15 protein-coding genes are annotated in these 21980 nt (G+C 41.1%); 5 read left to right on the top strand and 10 right to left on the bottom strand.

Annotation, left to right across the window (positions count from 1 at the left end; genetic code table 11):
- The first annotated feature begins 312 nt into the window (after positions 1-312).
- The 5 genes from LVD47_RS13700 (at position 313) to LVD47_RS13680 (ending at position 7492) form a co-directional block, all read left to right on the top strand.
- Positions 313-3522, top strand: a complete 3210-nt coding sequence (locus LVD47_RS13700) for a SusC/RagA family TonB-linked outer membrane protein (protein ID WP_236977349.1) — start codon at positions 313-315, stop codon at positions 3520-3522.
- Between the two features lie 39 nt (positions 3523-3561).
- Positions 3562-5058: a RagB/SusD family nutrient uptake outer membrane protein gene (locus LVD47_RS13695; RefSeq protein ID WP_236977347.1), complete on the top strand. Its 1497-nt coding sequence runs from the start codon at positions 3562-3564 to the stop codon at positions 5056-5058.
- 267 nt (positions 5059-5325) lie between these two features.
- Positions 5326-6090: a TolB-like translocation protein gene (locus LVD47_RS13690; protein WP_236977344.1), complete on the top strand. Its 765-nt coding sequence runs from the start codon at positions 5326-5328 to the stop codon at positions 6088-6090.
- Complete coding sequence (locus LVD47_RS13685; protein ID WP_369427800.1) at positions 5997-6605, top strand: oligogalacturonate lyase family protein; 609 nt, start codon at positions 5997-5999, stop codon at positions 6603-6605. Before LVD47_RS13690 ends, LVD47_RS13685 begins: the two co-directional genes overlap by 94 nt.
- Before the next feature lie 266 nt (positions 6606-6871).
- Positions 6872-7492 carry an RNA polymerase sigma factor gene (locus LVD47_RS13680; protein ID WP_236977335.1) on the top strand — a complete coding sequence of 207 codons (621 nt, stop codon included), beginning with the start codon at positions 6872-6874 and terminating at the stop codon, positions 7490-7492.
- Positions 7493-7990: 498 nt separating this feature from the next.
- On the opposite strand, the gene LVD47_RS13675 is transcribed toward LVD47_RS13680, so the two are convergent.
- From LVD47_RS13675 to LVD47_RS13630, 10 genes are all read right to left on the bottom strand, one after another.
- On the bottom strand, positions 7991-10465 hold the full coding sequence (locus tag LVD47_RS13675; protein ID WP_236977333.1) for a TonB-dependent receptor: 2475 nt from the start codon (positions 10463-10465) through the stop codon (positions 7991-7993).
- Between the two features lie 244 nt (positions 10466-10709).
- On the bottom strand, positions 10710-11114 hold the full coding sequence (locus tag LVD47_RS13670; protein WP_236977331.1) for a hypothetical protein: 405 nt from the start codon (positions 11112-11114) through the stop codon (positions 10710-10712).
- Between the two features lie 751 nt (positions 11115-11865).
- A complete protein-coding gene (locus LVD47_RS13665; RefSeq protein ID WP_236977329.1) occupies positions 11866-12039 on the bottom strand; it encodes a hypothetical protein in 174 nt (57 codons plus the stop codon).
- 91 nt (positions 12040-12130) lie between these two features.
- On the bottom strand, positions 12131-12946 hold the full coding sequence (locus LVD47_RS13660; RefSeq protein WP_236977327.1) for a helix-turn-helix domain-containing protein: 816 nt from the start codon (positions 12944-12946) through the stop codon (positions 12131-12133).
- A gap of 61 nt (positions 12947-13007) precedes the next feature.
- On the bottom strand, positions 13008-14579 hold the full coding sequence (locus tag LVD47_RS13655; RefSeq protein WP_236977324.1) for a sulfatase family protein: 1572 nt from the start codon (positions 14577-14579) through the stop codon (positions 13008-13010).
- A gap of 325 nt (positions 14580-14904) precedes the next feature.
- The gene (tnpA, locus tag LVD47_RS13650; RefSeq protein ID WP_369427799.1) at positions 14905-15366 is read right to left on the bottom strand and encodes an IS200/IS605 family transposase; all 462 of its coding nucleotides are present in this window, start codon (positions 15364-15366) and stop codon (positions 14905-14907) included.
- Between the two features lie 26 nt (positions 15367-15392).
- A complete protein-coding gene (locus tag LVD47_RS13645; RefSeq protein WP_236977320.1) occupies positions 15393-16232 on the bottom strand; it encodes a phytanoyl-CoA dioxygenase family protein in 840 nt (279 codons plus the stop codon).
- Positions 16233-16299: 67 nt separating this feature from the next.
- Positions 16300-17775 (bottom strand): sulfatase, encoded by a 1476-nt coding sequence (locus LVD47_RS13640; protein ID WP_236977318.1) that lies wholly within the window; start codon positions 17773-17775, stop codon positions 16300-16302.
- Between the two features lie 94 nt (positions 17776-17869).
- Positions 17870-19261 carry a sulfatase-like hydrolase/transferase gene (locus LVD47_RS13635; protein ID WP_236977316.1) on the bottom strand — a complete coding sequence of 464 codons (1392 nt, stop codon included), beginning with the start codon at positions 19259-19261 and terminating at the stop codon, positions 17870-17872.
- Between the two features lie 96 nt (positions 19262-19357).
- Positions 19358-21964, bottom strand: coding sequence for an alkaline phosphatase D family protein (locus LVD47_RS13630; RefSeq protein ID WP_236977313.1), 2607 nt, complete (start codon positions 21962-21964; stop codon positions 19358-19360).
- Positions 21965-21980 lie beyond the last annotated feature (16 nt).

Genomic DNA, 21980 nt, shown 5'->3' with positions numbered 1-21980 from the left:
TGAAGTATTTACAAAACAAATCAATATATAGCGCAAGCGCTTGCGCTATAATTCAACAGACTTCCATTGTGTGTAAAACCAGACAAAGTTAGCGGCTATTTTTTGAGTTAAATACAGTAAAATTATTTTGCATGACTTATTAAGTGTAAAAAAGACAGTATAAAAACCACGAGGTATTCCCATTCCGATACGACCTGCATACAAAATCGCTTTTGAATAAAATGAAGCCTGTTCAAAAAGAGGGTTGAATATATTTCTTAAAATTAAATGTAAATTATACACAATTAACTATTAATACAAAAATCAATTAAAATGATGGAAAGGGTAAAATGGATTTTATTGACGGTATTGAGTACCGTCTATATAACAGCAATGGGAACAACTCCCGGAAAACTACTGAATGACAAAAAAGGTATACAAGAAAAAGTAGAGATAACCGTCAACGGAACAGTACTGGACCAGGAAGGCAATCCCTTGCTTGGAGTCAATATTCTCGTAAAAGGAACAGATATCGGGACGGCGTCGGATGTCGATGGGACATTTGAACTTAATAACGTACCCGAAGATGGAATACTGGTCGCGTCATATGTGGGATATACCACACAGGAATTTCCCATCGAAGGAAGATCAACGATTACCATAACAATGCAATCGGATTCCGAATTGTTGGAAGAAGTGGTAGTTGTGGGGTACGGAACACAGAAAAAAGGGGATATTACCGGCTCCATAGCCACCATGAGCGGGGAAAAATTGAATGAACGCCCTATCAACAGGGTTGACCAGGCCCTCGTAGGACAAATGTCAGGGGTCAGGGTAAAACAAACCAGCGGAATTCCGGGAAGGGGTTTTAGTATCCAGATTCGGGGAACCGGTTCCATCAGTGCGAACAATGAACCCCTCTATGTAGTGGATGGATTCCCACTGGAAGTATCTCCTCAATCAAGCAGCGGGGGATTTGGAAACGGGAACCCGTTATCCAACCTCAACCCCAATGATATCGAATCCATACAGGTTCTGAAAGATGCCGCCGCTGCTTCTATTTACGGTTCCCGGGGCTCCAATGGGGTGGTACTTATCACGACCAAGAAAGGCCAATCCGGCCAACCGAGCATAACCTTTAATTCTTATATGGGATGGAATGAAACCGCTAAAAAACTTGATGTACTTTCTTCAGAAGAATGGATCGATCGTCAATTGGAACACATGAACTATTTCTGGGTAAGGGACTACGGCAGCCAGGGGGCCACATCTTCCCAGTCCAATGCTCAAAGAAGGACATTATATAACTCAATCAACCCCGATAACCCGATCGGGCCCGATGAATACCTCACAAGGTATATGTACGATGAACGCTGGATGGATCCCAACCACGATGGGTTGGATTATGTAGACTGGCAAGACTTGTTTTTCAGGAAAGGGATGGTCCAAAGCTATCAACTATCCGCCTCAGGAGGAAACAATATTACAAAGTATTATATTTCGGGAGATTATCTCAACCAGGAAGGAATCGCACTTGGGGTTAACTTCGAAAGGTATAGCGCCCGGGCCAATGTAGAAGTCACCCCTACAGACAAAGTGCGGTTTGGGTTAAATATTTCACCCTCCTACAGTATTTTGGAAGACCCGGGTGTAGAGGGCAAAGACGCGATTACCCATATCACTGTAGGTATGGCCCCGGTTGTCGAATCACTTACGGGGCCCTATGAAACCAATGTAGGGGATTACACTCAATATGCCTGGGGGACATCCCGCGTTAGCCCCCTGGCCGAAGCGCTGAATGTAGACCGCAGCACCAAAGTATTCAGAAACATCAGTACTGCCTTTGCCGAGTATACTCTCGTACCGGGATTACGTCTTAAATCGAGCCTGAATTTTGATATTCATAACGGCAATAGCAGCAGGTTTACTCCTTCCTTTGTTACCAGGAATCGTACCGCTAGCGGATCCAGGTCGGGATATACCCGAATCAATTTTGTAAATGAAAATACCCTGAACTATGCCAAAAGTTTCGCCGACCACAACTTCAATGGGATCGTGGGATATTCGTTCAGTTCCTTCAAATTTGAAGATTTTAGTCTCAGCGGAACAGGCTTTGCCTCTGATGATGTACCCACTGTAAATGCAGCTTCCAGTACCAGTGGAAGTTCCGGGGAGCGTAAAAACGTACTTATTTCTTACTTTGGTAGATTACAATACGATTTCCGGAACACCTATTTATTACAGGGAAGTATCCGACGGGACGGATCCTCAAAATTCGGGGATAATACCAAATGGGGGGTCTTCCCTTCCCTCTCCGCCGGATGGAGAATATCTGAAGAATCTTTTATGAAGTCACTTACTATCCTCACAGACCTAAAAGTAAGGGCCAGCTGGGGATTGGCAGGGAATAATGGTGTGGGTGATTACGATCAAATCGCGCGACTGTCATTTGCCAACTATAGCTACAACGGGCAATTGGTCAATGGACAGGTGCCGGATAATTTCCCCAATTCGGACTTGAGCTGGGAGACCTCGGAGACCCTTGATTTTGGTCTGGATATAGGTTTTATGCAAAACAGGATATACGGTTCATTCGATTATTATATTAAAAGGAACTCAGATTTATTACTGAACATACCTGTTCCTACAGCAAGTGGTTTCGGATCGGCACTTACCAATATAGGAGAAGTATTGAACAAAGGATGGGAACTGGAAGTAAACTCACGAAACCTGGTGGGAGATTTTCAATGGCGAACCCAGGTAAACTTTAGTCATAATAAAAATGAAGTAGTCCAACTAGGCCCCAATAACACTCCCATTCTCGGCGGCGCCTTCGATATCACCCACAATATCCTCGAAGTTGGAAGACCCATGTATACATTGTTCGTGGTCCAACAAAATGGACTTCTCACTACTGCAGATATAGAAAGTGGGTATCCTACTTATGGCAGTCAGGAAGCAGGAGACCCCCGGTACATCGATCTGGATGGTGACGGTGATATAGATGCTGATGACAGGACATACTCAGGTCATCCCAATCCCGATTTCATTTGGGGAATAACCAATAGTTTCAATTACAAAGGATTCGATTTGTCTGTCTTATTACAAGGCCAATGGGGAGGAGTAATTTACTCTACCTTTGGTCGCGGTGTTTACAGGACCGGTATGGGTGCTGTAGAAAACACTTTGGGCAAAACCCGGGACCGCATTCACTGGGAAGAAGGACAGGTTCTCACGGAGGCGGATCTAGCGGGCAGGGAACGCAAATCACCCTCTACCTTCGGACGGGTGAAAAACACGGACTGGTTGTACCCCAGTGATTATTGGAGGGTGCGAAACATCACTCTGGGTTATGATCTCGGCAGGTTGTTCCAATCCAGTGTAATAGCAGGTGCCAGACTTTACGTTACAGCTGAAAACTGGTTTGGAGGTGACAAGTATAATGGAGGCTTCAACCCCGAAGCGGTCAACAACAACGGAGATGACTACGGGGCTTTTCCCCTATCCAAGTCTATGGTCTTTGGTCTCAATTTAAAATTCTAACCGATGAAGATTCGATTTTCAACATTAAAAAAAGGCAACATGAAACATATAATTATTATCATACTCTTTATAGTCACATGGACAGCATGTGAAGATCAACTTGACCAGGCTCCGATATCGAGTCCAAGTGCAGCCAATTTTTACCGGGATACAGAAGATTTTGAACAAGCCGTAACCGGTATTTACAATTCCCTGAATGATTACTCCAATCTTCAATTCTATCTTTCCGAAGTACGGTCAGATAATGTATATTCCCCGGGAACAGGTGTAAGGGAATGGAATCCGGTCAATAATTTTGACAACACATTATCGACAAATTCACTCATGGCCTCCGCATGGGATGGATCTTACCGCGGAATTTTTCTGGCTAACACCGTTCTGGACAAAATAAATCCCGATGTAGTACCCGATGAGACTATCCGCAACCGAATGATAGGAGAAGCTAAATTTATAAGGGCACTATATTATTTTGACCTGGTCCGCTATTTTGGAAAAGCTCCATTGTATGAGACCGTGATTTCACCTTCTTCAGCACTGGAAGTTCCCCGTGCCGAGGTCAGTGAAGTGTATAACCTCATTATCAATGATCTTGAAGATGCTATCCAGAAACTTCCTGCATCATACGCTGCCAGCGGGAAAGCCACTTCCATGGCGGCCCGGGGATTACTGGCTCGGGTATATATGACAAAATCAGGTCCTACCTACAGTATTGATGGTCCCGGCCTGGAATCCGGGGAATATAACCAGGCACTGACCTTATTAGACGAAATCATAAACAGCAATGCATTCGGATTGGAAGACGACTACACTGACATATTTGCGTACGGTAATGAAAACAATGATGAAATCATTTTCGCCGTACAGGCCATAAACGACGGTGCTACAGGGGACCGTGGAATCGGAACGATTCTTCCCACGCTGATGTACCATGAAAGTTTTGCCAAGATCAACCTACCCTTTGCAGGAGGTGTTCCGGGCGATAGTCCTATTAATCCTTCGGATGATCTGCTGGACTCCTATGAAGAGGAAGACTCCCGTGATGAAACTACAGTTTTAATGAGTTATGTTGACGAGAACGGGAACACCAATGTCAACCCTCAATTTGTAAAATTTCTGAGCCTGGATCCTCAATTTATTCCAGCAGACCGGTTTAATTGGGGAATTGACTTTCCGGTGATTCGCTATACGGATATTGTATTGATGAAAGCAGAAGCACTTATTCAAACCGGGGGAGACCAAAGTGAAATCGACCGCCTGGTGAATAGCATAAGGGAAAGGGCCGGTGTCCCTCCTGTAACCAATGTCAACCTCGACATCCTGCTGGAAGAAAGGAGAAAAGAGTTTGCTGCGGAAGGCCTGCGGTGGCATGACCTGGTCCGAACCGGTCAAGTATTGGAGGTAATGAATGCATGGAAAAATAAAGACGACACATCTGATAAGATCCCGGGAATCGAAGCAAATGATATCATTTATCCGATTCACCAAAGCCAATTGGAGGTAAAAGAAGGATTATATAATCAAAATCCGGGCTATTAATCACTATTAAAGGACAACTATACCCGGGACGTTTTGGTTTGACTAGTTTGATGTGGTGGGAAAAATCGTCGATATCGAAGAGAAAAACGGAGACATAGTCGTAACTACGGCAAGTATTTTCGATGAAGTAAGCGGCGATTTTTCCTCGCAGAAATTGGTCAAATTAAATCGGCTCGGGTATATATATAAAAACCACTATTATTTCTCATTGAATTCAAGTGGAAGAGACAGCAAGTTTCTTCCACTGTTTTTAATAAATTTTCAAAAATGATCGATTCACTATTCCTTCGTACATACGCTATGCTGAAAAATATAAAGACTTCCCTTTTTATAAATATCATCTACTTTATGGTAATGATGACCAATCCATCCTTCTCACAAAAAGTGACCTCATCTAATGATTGGACGACATTGGAAACAGGTAAAAAATCACCTATACCGGAATCCTGGATCGACAATAAAACCGGGAACAGAATTGTAAAACTAACTGACAAACGGGGAGACAATAGAAGTTTTTATTTTCACAATAACCCTTTCATACCTGCCAAATCCGGCAGTGGGGATTTAATGGTTTTTTATGGTTCCACAGATAATGGGCACCAACTTTTCACAGTCAATTTATCAACAAAAGAAACCATCCGGATAACAAACCATACAAATCCTATTTTCGGAGAAATCGTTGATGCAAAACGCAGGAAGGTTTACTTCCAAAGTCTGGATAGTGTGTACTCTGTATCAATAGATAACCAAAAAACCCAGTTGGAATTCGTATTCCCGGAAAACTTCAAAGCCAGTATTACTACCCTAAATGCAGATGGCACTAAACTCGCAGGAGTATACAGCGGTAAAGAAAAAAGGGAACTCCTTCGAAAATATCCACAAAAAGTCAGTTCTTTGAAAGGATATTCGAAGCCAAACTCCCACATACCCTATTTACCATTACCCTGGAAACCGATCAACTGGATAAAATACACACGGAAAATACCTGGTTGGGTCATGTGCAGTTTTCCCCAAAAGACCCCGATCTTCTGATGTTTTGTCACGAGGGGCCGTGGCATAAAGTTGACCGTATCTGGACCATCGATATTCCTACCGGAGAAACCCAACTAATGCACCATCGAACTATGGATATGGAAATTGCCGGTCACGAATTCTTTAGCAGGGACGGAAAGACCATCTGGTTTGATCTTCAACAACCAAGGGGAAAATCCTTTTATCTGGCAGGAACAAACGTTGAGGATGGCACCACCAAAAAGTATACAATAAAGAGAAATGAATGGTCAATCCACTATAATATACCACCGAGCCAGCAATTATTCTGCGGTGATGGTGGCGATCCTTCGCAGGTCGCTAACGCCAAAGACGGAATGTGGATTTATTTATTTATCCCTAAAGGGAACCAATTGCAATCGCATAAACTGGTCAATATGAAAAACCACAACTACGACCTGGAACCCAATGTGCATTTCAGCCCAGATGGAAAATGGGTTATTTTCAGAGCCGATTTTGACGGCAAAAGCAATATCTATGGTGTAGTCCTGCCGTAATATGCATTCTATCGGAATCGCCAATTGCAATCAACCCTGCCCCCCACAGGATTACCACTAATTCCATAATCCTACGGGAACCTGTAAATTTTACCAAGGATAAGCATCCATCTCCCAGGTCACCTGATGGTCGATACAGGAAACCATAGGAAACTAATTAATTCTACTATTACTATCTTTAACCTAATTGGGTTTTGCAATATATCACCACAACATAATAATTGATCATTTGAATATATAGATGAGATAATTAATAAGGATGAATAATGGAAGAAGGTGGACCAAATAAAGATTGTGAAAGCATTCTATTGGAAAAAGTAGCGAATGGGAATAGAGATGCCTATGCATTAATCTACGATGATTATACCGATTCGCTTTTTAGGTTTATTTTACCGTTTGTGGACTTCAACCGCAGCGATGCCGAAGAGGTAGTCCAAGATATATTTTTGGCAATCTGGATTAAAAAAGAAAAATTGCGAACGGTAAGGAATTTCCGATCCTACTTGTTTCAAATGGCTAAAAACCATACTTTCGAAATATATAGAAAACGCCGACAGGTCCATGAAGCCCAAAATGAACTTTCCGTCAAGTCAAAAATAGAATCTTCCCATCAGGAATTGGTTTTTCAGGAGTATTACGCCTCTGCCCAAAACATTATCGAGAAACTTACCCCGCAGCGAAAGAGAATTTTCAAAATGCGCACCCAGATGAACATGGAATTGGATGAAATAGCAGGCGCATTAAAAATTTCCAAATCCGGGGTAAAAAAGCAATTATATGAAGCCATACGTTTTGTGAAAAAGCAGATGAAAAATGAACACGATATCATCCTTTCCTATCTGCTTTTAGTCTCCTTTATAATTCTAATCCTACAATCTCAGCCCTGACATATCATATTGAACATCAAATACTTATAAAAACATATTGTCATTAATCCCCCAAAGGACTTTCCCGTGGGGATCACTCGATGCAATGAAGTAAAGAGATAAAACGAATTAGATTCCAATTATTTCCCGCTGATCTACTCTGATTAGCGCAAATAATCATTCCGTTTCTGCGAAAACCTGCCCTCCTCAGGGGAGTCTGCGATATCTGCCCTACGGACCACTTAGTGGCGGGCTGTCCATCTGGTAACAATCCTTACTTAACGTGAGTTCGACAGAGAAAAAAGAGCTCTGAAGGAGCGAAATATAATTAACCCTGGGTGCCAACCCAGGGTGGAAATCAAGGTAAAACGTCGATTCTGGCATTGATTTCCACAAGGTGATGCCTTGGGCATTGCATTTTTCGTAAAAATAATGACAGAATCAATTATTTGTCGAGCTCACGTTACTTAAGACCATTGGGAGGTCACTTAGTGGCGGGATTGACATGAATTAAACGGATCAAAATTCATTTCTTCCAAATTCACTTTCTATAAATTTGGATTCATTTTTCCTGGAATTAAAGGAATAGCTTAGGTTAAGAGAAATCATATCTACTTCATAGATATAATTCGTTGTCGTATAGAACGCTCCCGTTCGCCATGTAGTGATCCTTTGTTCATTGGTACTTAAAAGCCCCATATCAATATTTTGCCATTGAGCTGTAACGACCAGGCGATTATCCAAAAATGATTTTCGCAAGGTCAAGTTCGGTGAATAAAACTCAGAATCCACACCCTGAGCCGTATTTCGGTCTGATAAATAATTCAAATTCGCCTGCAAACTCCATGTATCGGAGATATCATATCCAATATTGATGTTGACAGAATGGACCCAACTCGACGTATTTACAGGGAGATTGTCAAAAGTTCCTTCAATCGTATATTTGTAAAGATTCCCCCCGGCAAAAACATTGAGCTTTTCACTGAGGTTCCATTCATTTCCAATTTCCATCCCCCATGCACTCCCATTTCCTACATTGGAGTAAATACGATTAAGTATCGTGTCATGATACACATTATTTACCCTGTTAATCAGATTATCTGTTGAACGATAATACACATTGGCATAAGAAGAATGATCTCCATAAAACCCGACTATACCCGCTTCAATAATATCTATAAACTCCGGCCTTAAATTTGGATCGCCTTGTTCCAGTGTTTCCGAGTGCTCCCTTTCCGGAAAGGGGTTCATCTTAAAAGTAGTTGTTCGCTGGACACGTTTACTATAAGCAGCCTTTACCTTGACATGATCATTTACGGTATATTGAATATTGGCGGAAGGAAAAGGCTTGATGAAGTCGTAGTTGTAAAAAGTATCAATCAGTCCCTTTTTATCCTCTAACCGAAGAGAACGGTCCATCACCTCAATTCTCAACCCCAAACCATAGGCCCATTTTCCAGATTCACCGGTAAATAGACCATAAGCAGCATGAATACTACGTTTCAAATCCACCTCACTTGAAAATTCAGGTACCAGTTCAAATTCCCCCGTCTGGTTGTTCTTTCTCTCATAGACAAAATCCCCGGTGTGGTCAAGATTTCGGAATTGGTATCCCCATTCAAATTGTCCCCACGAAAATGGTGCCATTGCATAATCAATTGATAATCTCGCACCGTTCAGGGGATTGTCATTAGTATTATATTCATCCTGAATAATTTGTTCTGTGGACGGCCAATGCAAATTACGATTCGTCGTGGGACCACCTAATAAGGTATATTCATACAACCCTGAAACCGAAAGTAACGATTGGTCGGCAAAAGTATGACTATAGTCCAGGCTCCCAAGTACAAAATCTCCACGACGTATCCTTAAATTTTCATTGTAGTATTGAAAGTCGGATATTTTTTCACCTGATGAAACAAAACTTTTTTCATTATTATAGTATAGTATATCGGCAGTTCGATCTTTTGACCTCTTTCCGGCAAAAAATCCCAATTGAAATGAATTGCTCTTATCCGGATTATATCCCAGGGTAAACCTTCCCGAATAATTCACTTCATCAAAACTTCGTTCCCCATCAGAAGGAAAGCGCGTCATCACATCATCGATACTGGTATACACATCTCCTACCCTTCTACCTGATAGGTCATTTCGCTGATAGCTGGCACCTGCAGAAATATTCCATTGATCTTTTCGATAATTAAAGACTACATCTCCTCCATAACGCTGGGCTCTGTCAGCATTGTCGTATGGCTCCATTGGAGGTAAACCGTATTTAATATTCACCTGGGTAAACATACCATCAGCAGCCCCTTCTTCCATAATTATATTCAGGATACCTGCCTTCCCTTCCGGATCAAATTTTGCCGAAGGAGCTGTAATGATTTCAACGCTCTTTATGGCATTTGCCGGTAATTGGCCTAAAACAACCGACGGAGAAGTCTGAATAGGTTTTCCATTGAGCATGACTACAAATCCCGTTGTGCCCCGCACCGAAATATTCCCTTCGGCGTCCAAGGCAATAGATGGAATGTTTCGTATTACATCTGTGGCACTACCACCACGAGAATTTTCAAATTGATCTGCCCCGTAAATCTGCCTGTCAATTTTGTGAATCGCTGTTGATTTCCGTCCCCGGACGGTTATTTCTTCCAACATTTCACTACTTCCTGATAAGGCTATTTTATCCAGATCTATTCTTGAATATCCATCTGAAGATATATTATTGAGCTCATAAGAATTGTACCCCATAAAAGAGGCCATTAAGTAAAAATTCCCTTTTGGAATACCAGTCAATTCAAAATAACCGTCCACATTTGTAACGGTTCCGGTAACCAATGCACTATCCGTATCACGATATAGCACTACACTCGCATATTCAAGAGGTGACTGGTCTGTTTTATCAATCAGATTTCCAACCAAAGTCGACTGGGCCTGTAAATTTGATCCTAATAAGAAAATAACAATGACATGTAAATACAAAAATCTAGACATACTCGCACGAATGGTTTATCAAAATGAAATGTGCCAGTGTGCAATCAATGACAATTGCCTTACACACCGGCATCAAAAACTCTTAATAACCATAAATGTAATGGAGCCTGTCCTCAATGAATAGTACATACCAGTGCAAAAATGGTAGTAATGAAAATTATAGTTATATGAAAATTAAAAAGTAGGAATGTCCTTTCAAAACAGATATTGAATAGTGATTCCAAAATACAATATCGGTAAGTGTTTAGTGATCAATCCTGGCATATTTTTGCAGGCATGGCTCAATACAATAGGGGTTACTGAGGATAAGATACGGTCCCATTAGTTCAAAATGGGTATTCCAACCTGATTCACAATCCATCGGTATAATGATAGAATCATTCACCGAATAGGTCGCCACCACCCGGGGTACAGCCGACACAGTATCCGGCAAACAAAAGGTTCCCCTTGAGATTATGGTATTATCCGCCGTGAATTCTATAATTTTTCCATCTTCTACAGCCTGGTATGTTCCACTGCCGTCACCGGGGTCTGCCAATGATTCAATTAATTTCCAACTGCCCACAAGACCGGGGCTTATTTCATCCTTATTACGGGTACAGGATGTCAATAAGCCAAAAAAAACTAACAATAAAAGTGTCCTTGTCATACAGGATAGATTTTTGTTTTATACTTAGCATTAAGGCATCATCTAAAAAAAGTAAGACGTAACGAAGCGAACAAAGGTTGGTTTTAAAAGTAAGTTTTTCTTTTATCTAGTCAAATTCACAATGAAAAAGATAAGTTGGCATTCATCAAAGAAAATCCTCATAACATCAATATCCCAAATTATCTTGTTTTCCGACACCATGCTTTTCTCTCAGTTCTAACGCATCCAAGCTTTTGTTTTTAAAAACAGCTTTTAATAATTATACAATTTTGGATTTGATTACTCTGAAACTTCTTCCAATAATTGCAAAAAATCGTTCATTCTTACTATTTGAGTCCCTTTAAACTTTTTTATTACTAATAAATCGGGATCACCGGTAATAAGATAATCCGCGTTGCCATCCAGACACAATGATAGAAGATAATTATCACTCTCCTCTCTACTTTGGGATACTGGTGTTTAAATAATTACACATTGTAACTCAGGAAGCACAATATTCAAAAATCTTTTTACCTGGCCTGGAAGGATAAGATTCTTAAATTTCCCGCGGACAATGACCCTTCCATATTCAGATATCAATTCTTCGCAATAAATTATATTTAAACGAGCATTTGAAAGTAATTTATAAAGAACTCTTCGAGACCTCTGATTAAGAGAGGCACTAACGTACCAATTCGTATCTAAAATAATGTTGACTTTTTTACTTGATGTCAAATTTTCTTCTTTTCATGACGTAGGGCGATCGCTTCTTTTAGAATTTTTTCTTCTGAGTATTAACATTTGGTAATTCTTTATCAATCTTCTTCCATCTTTCCGCAAAAGTTTGTTCACCTATCTTTTCCGCCACAAAAATTTGTTCGGAACTTGACAACCTTTCAAATAGACGAAGAATTGTATTAACTTTAGACTTTTCTACTACTTTCATACGTAAAAATTTACTCCTTTTCTTTCTTAGCTTCAACATAAGTACAATCAAATAGGTGTCAACCAATTAAGATTTCTCCCGTTTTCAATCGCTATTTAAAATGCCTTTCCCTGAACTGACCCGGAGTACACCCCTCCCTTTTTTTAAAAAATTTGATAAAATACGAGCTGTCATTAAAATACAAAAGGTCGGCAATTTCATTAATCGATTTGTCCGTATGAAGTATATATCTTTTTGCTTCCAGGTTCAATTGATGGGCGATATGTTCGCTTGCGCTATATACAGAATTCTTTTTACAGACGGCGTTCAGGTTTTGTGGGGTAATATGGAGGAGACGGGCATAATCCCGGACATTGTGTAATTCCGGACAACGAATAGAGAGAAGGGACAAAAAATCCGTATACAAAGAATTTTCAGATTCCACTGTGTTCTCCACCCCGGAAGAAACTTGTAGAATTTTCGCTAAGGAAGCTCGTAAATACCCATGAATAATATGATCCGAAAATGCTTCCTGCTTCTCAAATTCAGATAGTATTTCATTAAAGATCTCATCAAATATATCTAACTCTGCCAATGAAGTCCGAACCGTCACTTTCAAGGCCTGTAACAATTCCAAGATACTTTTTTCCGCTACTGGATCGAAATATTCCTTTCTAAATAATATGACAAACCCCCTGGGGATGCCGGTGAATTGCCAGCAATGCATCTGTCCCGGTTTCATAAAATACACCTCCGGAGGAGATACGGGAAATTTTTCGGTTTCTATCCAATGATATCCTTCACCATCATTCAGGTAAATCAACTCATAATAATCCCCGTGTTTATGCGGCTTCGTCCGTTTGATTTTTTCCTTAAACCGGGAAATTTTAAAATTTTGGTTCTTTCTAATTTTCTGCTTTACCTCCATACCCGGTAATTTTCTACATCCCTTGTACCCGAAAATTCATCTCAGGTATGTAATTTTGATTCTACCTGTTGGCTCTATGCTCCAGATATTCTTCCAGAAACCTTTCGTCATTCGCATCACTGTCCCCATAGTGCTGACGAAGTGAATCCAGTTTTTCGTGCAACATTTCCTGAACATCAGTATATTCAGGATCATCATAGATGTTATGCATTTCCTGCGGATCATTCTCCAGGTCATACATTTCCCATTCATCTATATCGTAATAAAAATGCATAAGCTTGTATCGATCGGTAGCTACCCCATAATGCCGCTTCACCATATGTACCGAAGGGTACTCATAGTAGGTATAATAAACGGCATCCCGCCATTCATCCGTTGTCCCACCTACCAATTCACGGAAGGATTCCCCCTGCATTTCACCCGGAATTTCTACACCTGCATAATCCAGAAACGTAGGGGCAAAATCCAGATTTTGTACCAACTTATCAATTTTCGTGCCCGCTTTGATCTCTTTGGGATATCGGATTAACAAAGGTGTTCTGAAGGATTCTTCATACATAAATCTTTTGTCAAACCATCCGTGCTCCCCCAGGTAAAACCCCTGGTCAGAAGTATATACTACAATCGTGTTTTCGGCAAGTCCATTTTCGTCCAAATAATCCAAAACTTCACCTACACCATCATCTACCGATCGAATCGTTCGCAAATAATCCTTGATATACCGGTTGAATTTCCACCTGGCTAACTCTTTCCCCTCCAAATTCTCTGCCTTCATAGCATCGTTTTTGGGTGTATACGCTGCCAACCAGTCCTGGCGTTGCTTATCATTAAAACGCTTTAATTCATTGACAAACCCTGTACTATCTCCAGACGGATCAACCAACATCTTGAAATCGTGTCCCCACCTTGCATGGCCATCGACTTGCATTTCCTGCTCCTTTGCCGCAGTCCCACGATCAGAATAGTCATCAAAAAAATTAGATGGCGGATCAAATTCCTTGTCATCGTAAAGGGTCAAATATTCCGGAGCAGGTTGCCAGTTCCGATGGGGTGCCTTTTGGTGGTACAATAAACAAAACGGCTTATCAGGATCCCGTTCTTCCTTCAACCATTTCAGGGATTCTTCGGTAATAATATCGGTTACATACCCTTCAAAACGCTGACGCTCTCCATCTACCAGAAAATCGGGATTATAGTAATGCCCTTGTCCCGGCAACACCATGGAATAGTCAAAGCCTTGTGGCAATCCGTCCAGATGGATCTTCCCAACCATAGCCGTTTGATACCCATTCGCCTGAAGTTCCTTCGGGAAATTGGCCTGATCCCAGTTAAATGGTTGTACATTATCTACTTTCCCATTTATAAAGCTATGTTTCCCCGTCAACATTACGGCCCGGCTTGGCGCGCAAATCGAATTCGTGACCGTAGCCCTGGTAAATATTGCACCTTCCTCCGCTATTCGGTCAATGTTAGGGGTTTCATTGAGGCCATGTCCATAAGCACTTACCGCCTGGTAGGCATGATCATCGCTCATAATAAACAGGATGTTGGGCGGCCCCGTCTGTTCTTCCTCTTCTTTCGGAGCACAGGAAAAAAATACCAGCCCTAACAATATTAACACATACCTAATCATATCATTAATTTTTTTTTATAATCATTGCACCCTTTCAGGGTTTATCTACCTGTTATTCCTCTCCCCATATTCATCTCTCCCTTTCAGGGTTTTCTACCTATTATTCCTTTATAATCATTGCACCCTTTCAGGGTTTATCTACCTGTTATTCCTTTCCCCATATTCATCTCTCCCTTTCAGGGTTTTCTACCTATTATTTCTTTATAATCATTGCACCCTTTCAGGGTTTATCTACCTGTTATTCCAAATCTATGAATCCCGAAGGGATGATATTTTTATAATTCCAACCTTTTATTCACCCTACAACCCCGAAGGGGTGGCACATTTAATCAAGCCAATCAAATAAAAATCTTTCCTCATAAGGTACTTCATATTCATCTAAAAATTCAAAATACTTTTCTTTAAATGTTTTCTTCTCATGATGTTTTTCCTGGTTTAAAATATAATTATGCACATTACCTATGTGATCATGAGAATATGAAAAAGCCCCATATCCTTCCTGCCACGAAAAATGTCCATTTAATAAGCCCCGATTATTTATATGATTTGAAGTATTATTTTTAATGTCCCTAATCAGATCAGATAATGCCATAGATGGTTTCATTCCAATAAATACATGAACGTGATCAGAAACACCATTGACAATTATAGGTTTATGTTTCTTTTTCTTAATAATTCCCGCCATATATTTAAAGATTTCCTGACGCCATTCTTTTTTTAAAAGATTTTGACGGCCCCGGACTGCAAAGACAGCTTGTATATAAATCTGCGTAAATGTTCCGGCCATACCATTTTCTTTTTCAACTACTAAGTTCATTTCAGCGCTACATCATCATCTTTCTTCAAAAAATCCGAACTTTCCACCTTCAGATTGGCAGTTTCCCAGGTCAATAAGGCTTCATTCGGTACGACATTGATTGGTGTCACGCTTGAAGTCGGGGAAGGGGCCGAATCACTATACCCGACATTGGATGCCCGGTTATACACAGATATTAACGACCACCTCGGCCTATCCGACAGATTGGCTGAAGAACTGTGTAATACATTACTGTGAAATAACAAAATATCTCCCGCTTCCAATTCCACATACTCCAATTCCAAATTTTGTAAAGCAAGATCTACAAACCGCTGGGAAGCACCTACCTGCTCTCCTGAAAATCCATGTTCTACCCTTCCCATTTTATGAGATCCCTTTATTACCTGCAAACAACCATTACTTTTATTTGCCTCCGTAATAGCCACCATAACCGACATCATTTGCCCTGGGTATAAAAACTCGTTTTTGTACCAATACCCATAATCCTGATGCCACTCCCAGGCACCCCCCACTTCCGGTTCTTTTTGCATCAACTTGGAGTGGAAATGACAAACGGGGGCATCTCCTTCCAACACCTGGTCAACAATTTCTACCATGGTCTGGCTGCGGGTCAACAACCCAAAAACATCATCGCCCGGCTTGTACCACAATGACAACTTACTTCTCTTCCCCGAACTATCATCCACATTAAATGCGTGTTTATTAATGGCAGAATCCTCAACACCTGCCTGATAAAGCTTTTCAACCTCATCGGGGTTCAAAAATCCTTTGAGAATCAAATATCCATCCCGATTGTATTGAGCAACTTGTCTTGTCGATAATTTATCGCGCTTCATTCCTTTTTACTTCTAAAGTATAAATTTCAATATATATATTTCAAAATTAACCACAGAAACAATATAATTATTTATTTTCCAGGTGAGCCTTGGCATTTTTCCTGATATTTAGTAATCTTTTCCTTAGCCTTTTTTTAATAGAACCATACTCAGCAAGAGATGATAGATTGTTATTCTCCTCAGGATCATTTACGTGGTAGTAAAGTTCCTCATTGTTTTCTCCGGTATCCCAAAGGGTATATCTCCATTTATCGATCCGTAAAGTGGCTGCGTTCCCCCTGTATGAAACCGTATAAGCAAAGTTTTTACTTCTCTCGGAATTCTCTTTTCCCTTGAGAAATGGTATCAGGCTTTCTCCCTGCAAAATTTCCGGGATATCTTTTTCATAATTACTTAAATCACAAAGGGTGGGGTAAAGATCAATCAACTCAACAACCGAATCACAGACAGATCCGTATTGCTTCTCAAAGGGCTCCCCTGGTACAGAAATAATCATGGGAACACGCACACTACCCTCCCAGAGACTAACCTTGGACCAACAATCGTGTTCTCCCAAATTATATCCATGATCGGACAAAAAAACAACAATCGTTTCTTTCCGCAAATCCAGGCGGTCCAGAACATCCAGCAACCTGCCCACCTGTTGGTCCATAAATCGAACACTGGCCATATAAGAGGCTATGGTCCGTTTTTTCTGTAGTTCATTCATTCCCCATATTTTATCATTTTGCCGCCTTAGTGCACCTTCAGGGACATTGTCTCCTACCAAAACCTTAGGGAGTATCATATCCTCCTCTCTGTAAGATTCATAACAATTTTCCGGAGCAACAAAAGGAACATGAGGCCTGACAAAACCAACAGCAAGGAAGAATGGGGCATCCGCTTTTTGCTTTTGTTTATTGGTTCCGGGATCAGGTACGATACCAGCCCGGTTTTCGAGAATAGCGATAGCTTGATTAGCTGCCATATAATCTGCCTGACCTACCTCCAAACTATCTTCTAATATTATCCTTGAAAAATTCCCTCCATAATGATGGTTTTTGGGTGAAAGCAATTCCAGCTCACCCGGACTCAATGTCTCTGGGGCCATGACATTATAAGCAAAATCCCACGAATCAGGATCGTCCCCACCGGGATCTCCCCGTTCAATACCTCCCGGAACCCCCATGTGAAAGATTTTTGAAACCCGGGCTGTAAAATATCCTTGCTCCCTGAAAAAACCGGCCATCGAAGGATGGTCACTTAAAGAAGGATTATTCTTTCTGTAACTTCCCGGTTGATCGTCATTGGTCAATTCTCCGTTTGTTTGGGGATATAATCCACTCATTATCGAAGCTCTGGAAGGCCCGCAAAGTGGGAATTGGCAGTATGCCCTGGAAAATCGGACACCTTCTTCTGCCAAACGGTCCAAATTCGGCGTGTGTTCATTCAAGTCCATATAGGGACCAATATTAGTGTTCAAATCGTCCGAAAAAATCACCAGGATATTGGGTTGTTGGCCAATTGAGACGGTAGACACTCCAAATAAGATTAAAAACCACAAAAATAATATTTTACCCATCACACGTTTAAAACAATCCATCAACTAATAAATAATTTTTTACGTAAAAAAAAATAATCCAACTCCTCAATATTTACTACCTGGAGACATTTTCCAACCATTTTTTGTGCAGTTTATGAAGCTCCTCAAGTTTTCCAGGATTTTCTTCTGCTAAATTATTTCGTTCACTAACATCCTTAACTACATTGACTAAGAACAACCGATCTTTCCCTTTGAAATCTTCTCCAGTCTTTTCAGGGTCCCAGTTTGGATCGGTATCCCTGGGATTTCCCAATAATTTCCAATCCCCTTTCCGCACAGCCCACCCGCTGGAATGATCGTCATAAGATCCGGTTTGCCAATGTAATTCTGAATGTTGAGTCGGAAAATTAGGATCGGTAATAACAGGCATGAGACTTTTGCCCTCAATTTCTGTTTCATTATATTCTGCCCCGGTAATTTCCGCAATAGTAGGGAACCAATCCATTCCCGAGGCCACCTGATCACGTACCTGCCCTTTTGGTATTCGATTGGGATAACTGATAATAGCAGGTACTCTCAATCCCCCTTCGAACATGCTAAACTTTCCACTTCTGTACGACCCTGAATTTCCCCCACCAAAAAACGCCCTCTCTTCATAGGAGTGACCGTGGTCCGATTGAAAAATTACGACCGTGTTTTCCAGCATTCCTTCCTCTTCCAATTTATCCATTACCCATCCGATACGTTCATCCAATGATGAAACAAAAGCAGCGTATTCTCTCCTGGGCATTTCAAGATCTTTGTAAAGCTCTTGCCATTTTTCCGTGCCCTGATAAGGATAATGGGGAACATTAGCTGCCCAGTAAATAAAAAACGGTTGGTCTTTTTTATGATCGATTATAGAGTTGATTTCTTCGGCCATTAGATCGGGGAAATATTTACCCGGTTGATAAATTTGGCGATCATTGCGGTATAAGTCGTGCTTGTTCGGCCCACTCCAAAAAAAGAAGTGAGAATAGTTGTCAATACATCCTCGCTGATGACCAAAAAAATAATCAAACCCCTGGGCATTGGGCAGTTTATCTTGTGCATGCCCCAGATGCCATTTTCCAACAAGCGCTGTATAATACCCTTTCCCCTTCAACATTTCCGCAATCGTCACTTCAGAAGATGGTAATCCCCTGGAAAGTTCAGGATCTTTCTCCGGGATGGGAACGTTTCCAGGCAATCCGGCCCCTAAATTGGTCTTACCCGTCAACAGGGCTGCGCGTGACGGGGAGCAAACCGGTGCCCCGGCATAGAACTGAGTGAATCGCACACCATTCGCTGCTAATCGATCCAGGTTAGGAGTAGCAAGGTCATCCGATCCATAACAGTTTAAATCAATAGAACCGAGGTCATCAGCCAGGATAAGGATAATGTTGGGGGCATTATTATCTTGAGAAATAACAATTGTAGTACTACAAAGCAAAGTAGATAGTATCAGCGGTAATGTAAATGCTCTCATTGTAAAAACAACATATTTTATTTTAACCCAAATTAACAATATGTTGGCCGCCAAACTAAATATTCGTCTATTAATCCAAAACTTAATTTTATCCTCTTATGTAAAATCAATGGAAATTTCCTTTTGATCTCCCTCCGTATCAACTACCAATTCCTTCCACCTATTGGTATCCGGATCCCCTACCACAACCTTATATACTCCTTTCTCCATTACTTTCGGCACAAAACCAGATTGATTGATTCTGATTATTGAAACCAATTCTCCTCCTGTATTATCAAATAATTTTACCACAGGACGATCCATTCCCAAAACTTGTATTCGGGGTAATCGAAATGGACTGGTGTACGCAAAATTATCTGTTTGTCGAATCTCTATGGGCCAATCTGCATACTGTCCTTCCTTTTGTGTTTCCGGGTCCATATAACGGGGCCAGCACTCAAACCTAATTTTTCTCGAATCTTTATGAAATTTGACAATTCCATATCCTGTTGATCGATCATACAATTGAGCGGGGTTTCTATGACTTTTATAGGGACTTGCTGCCGCGAAAACGGTCATTTTATTTCCAAACCCATCCTCAAAATCACCTGTATATTCCGGTCTTCCCACTAATGGCTGGTGTTGAGCAGAAACCTGAGGCCACCATCTACGCGGAAATATATTACTGAGTGCAGGTACCGTAAATACAAAATTGCTATCGCCAAACCGGTCCACTCCATATTGAGCTACTGATGGTAAGTGCTGATCTCCAACTATATGCACAGCATGTGATTTTCTCAGCAATGTGACAACCTCATTCCGACGACTAATTGGCCATCCATTGCTGTCCATATCTCGAGTCAAATCATCCCCTTGAACATATTCTCCTTTCTCCGGAATATCCAATTTCCCGGTGACTGAATCATTTTTCGTCCCTTTGGGCAGTGTTTGCAAGGTCATAAATGAAGTAGCAGAAAGTAAAGCTTTCATCTGTACCCCTTTTGACCAATCTTCGGTCCACTCATTTAAAAACTTCATTTGCCGATTTCCTAATAAATTCAAAACGTCCGGCTCCTGAAAGGATTTAAAATCAAATTTAAGATTTTGAGCGAACCCATTTTCAACATCCGCTTCATCCGGGAAGTAGTTTTTAGGCGCCGATTTAAATTTACGGTCTTCAATGATCGCAAAATCCAGCCCTCCGTATTTCCATCCCGTATAATACACTCCTATTCCCTGTTTGATTGGTGTAGGATCGTATGGATCTGGCATGTGACTGGTTTGACATATCTGAATCATATTCACCCAGTCAGCTGGCAGTTTGTAACCACCGGTATCTTGTTTTTCTTTGGTCGTTCCTTCCTGGATGGTCTTTTTTCCCCCTTCTCCCCATACATTACCATGAAAAACATCATGGTCATCCGGCAAACAAATTGAAGGCTTGTTTCGAAACAAATCCCTATATGACCATCCAAATAAATACCACTTCCGGAGGAAATCCAAATCAGCCTTTTTATATGGAGGATTATTTTGCACACCATATCCCCCATTGCCTTCGTAAATCTGATCACCGAGAAAAAATACCAGATCCGGATTATGCTTTAACCCATGTGCTACTACTTCGTGATCCGGAAAACCAAAATCGCCGTTACAGCTTGCAGAAAACGCGACCAGCGTTTCCTTATCAACAGGTTCTTTTGCAATACTTCCACTGTACGAATAATCGACTTTATCGCCGTTTGCAAGCAGCAATCCTACTGTCACCTTAAAAGGATATTCCTTCAAACCGTCCCAATCTTCTATTCGAAAATGGGCTGTACGCGAATCACGCCGGACAATCGAAGCTGCTTCTTTTTCCCATTGGCCTCCTTTTTCAAACCAGAGAATAGCTTCCAGTCCTTCAATGTCAATCGGCGCTATTTGTGCTGTAATTTTCAAAACTTTATCCTCCAGGGTATATTGTGTAAAATAAACAGGTCCAAACGTCTGATCCTCTAAATAATCAATTCGGTTGCCGGAGACTTCCCAATTTCCAAATAGCACTTTCCCGTTTTCCTCGTCTGCCAAAGGCTTGGAACCATTCACTAACAAAGCAATATTCCCTTCTAATTTTTCTGCATTATCCAATTCAGCTTCCAATAACCCAATTTTCGAGCCGTTAGCATTCCGAACAATCAAGGTTACTTTATTTTCAAAAAATTCAGCATTTAGGTTGACCCCATCCACTAATTCATTTCCACTAACAAAAGATGGAGATTTATCTTCACCTACAAATAACCGGCCCGCATGATCTATCCCCAAGTTAATTCCTCTCCCGGTAATACAAGCCGATTGATACCCGACATATCTTCCCTTAAGTCCTACTGAAAAACCTATATCCCCTTCAAAGTCCTCAATATACTCTTGGTTAATTTGGAGATCAACCGAAGTGTTTAAACGGTTACCGGAAGAGTTTATCTGATGTGTAAGCAAATGAACATTTCGGTTTCTGGCACATACTACACATTCCAAATACCCCTCCCTGATTTGCCAGTCCTGAAGCCGGTTTGCCCAGTATTGCTCTCCAATCCATATCATGTCAGGCATTGCATCCCAGTGACTCTTGAACCTGATATCTCCTGCCCCAGAAACCTTTCTTTCTTCACCTAACGCTGCGGCACGGACAGAAAGTCCGCTTCCCAGTGTCCCGACGGCAATGGATTGTAATGCTTTTCTCCTTTTCATATATTGAATTTATTCG

The sequence above is a fragment of the Membranihabitans maritimus genome, from assembly GCF_021729145.1.
GTDB classification, from domain to species: Bacteria; Bacteroidota; Bacteroidia; order Chitinophagales; family Saprospiraceae; genus Membranihabitans; species Membranihabitans maritimus.
This window is presented reverse-complemented; position numbering and strand designations above follow the sequence as displayed.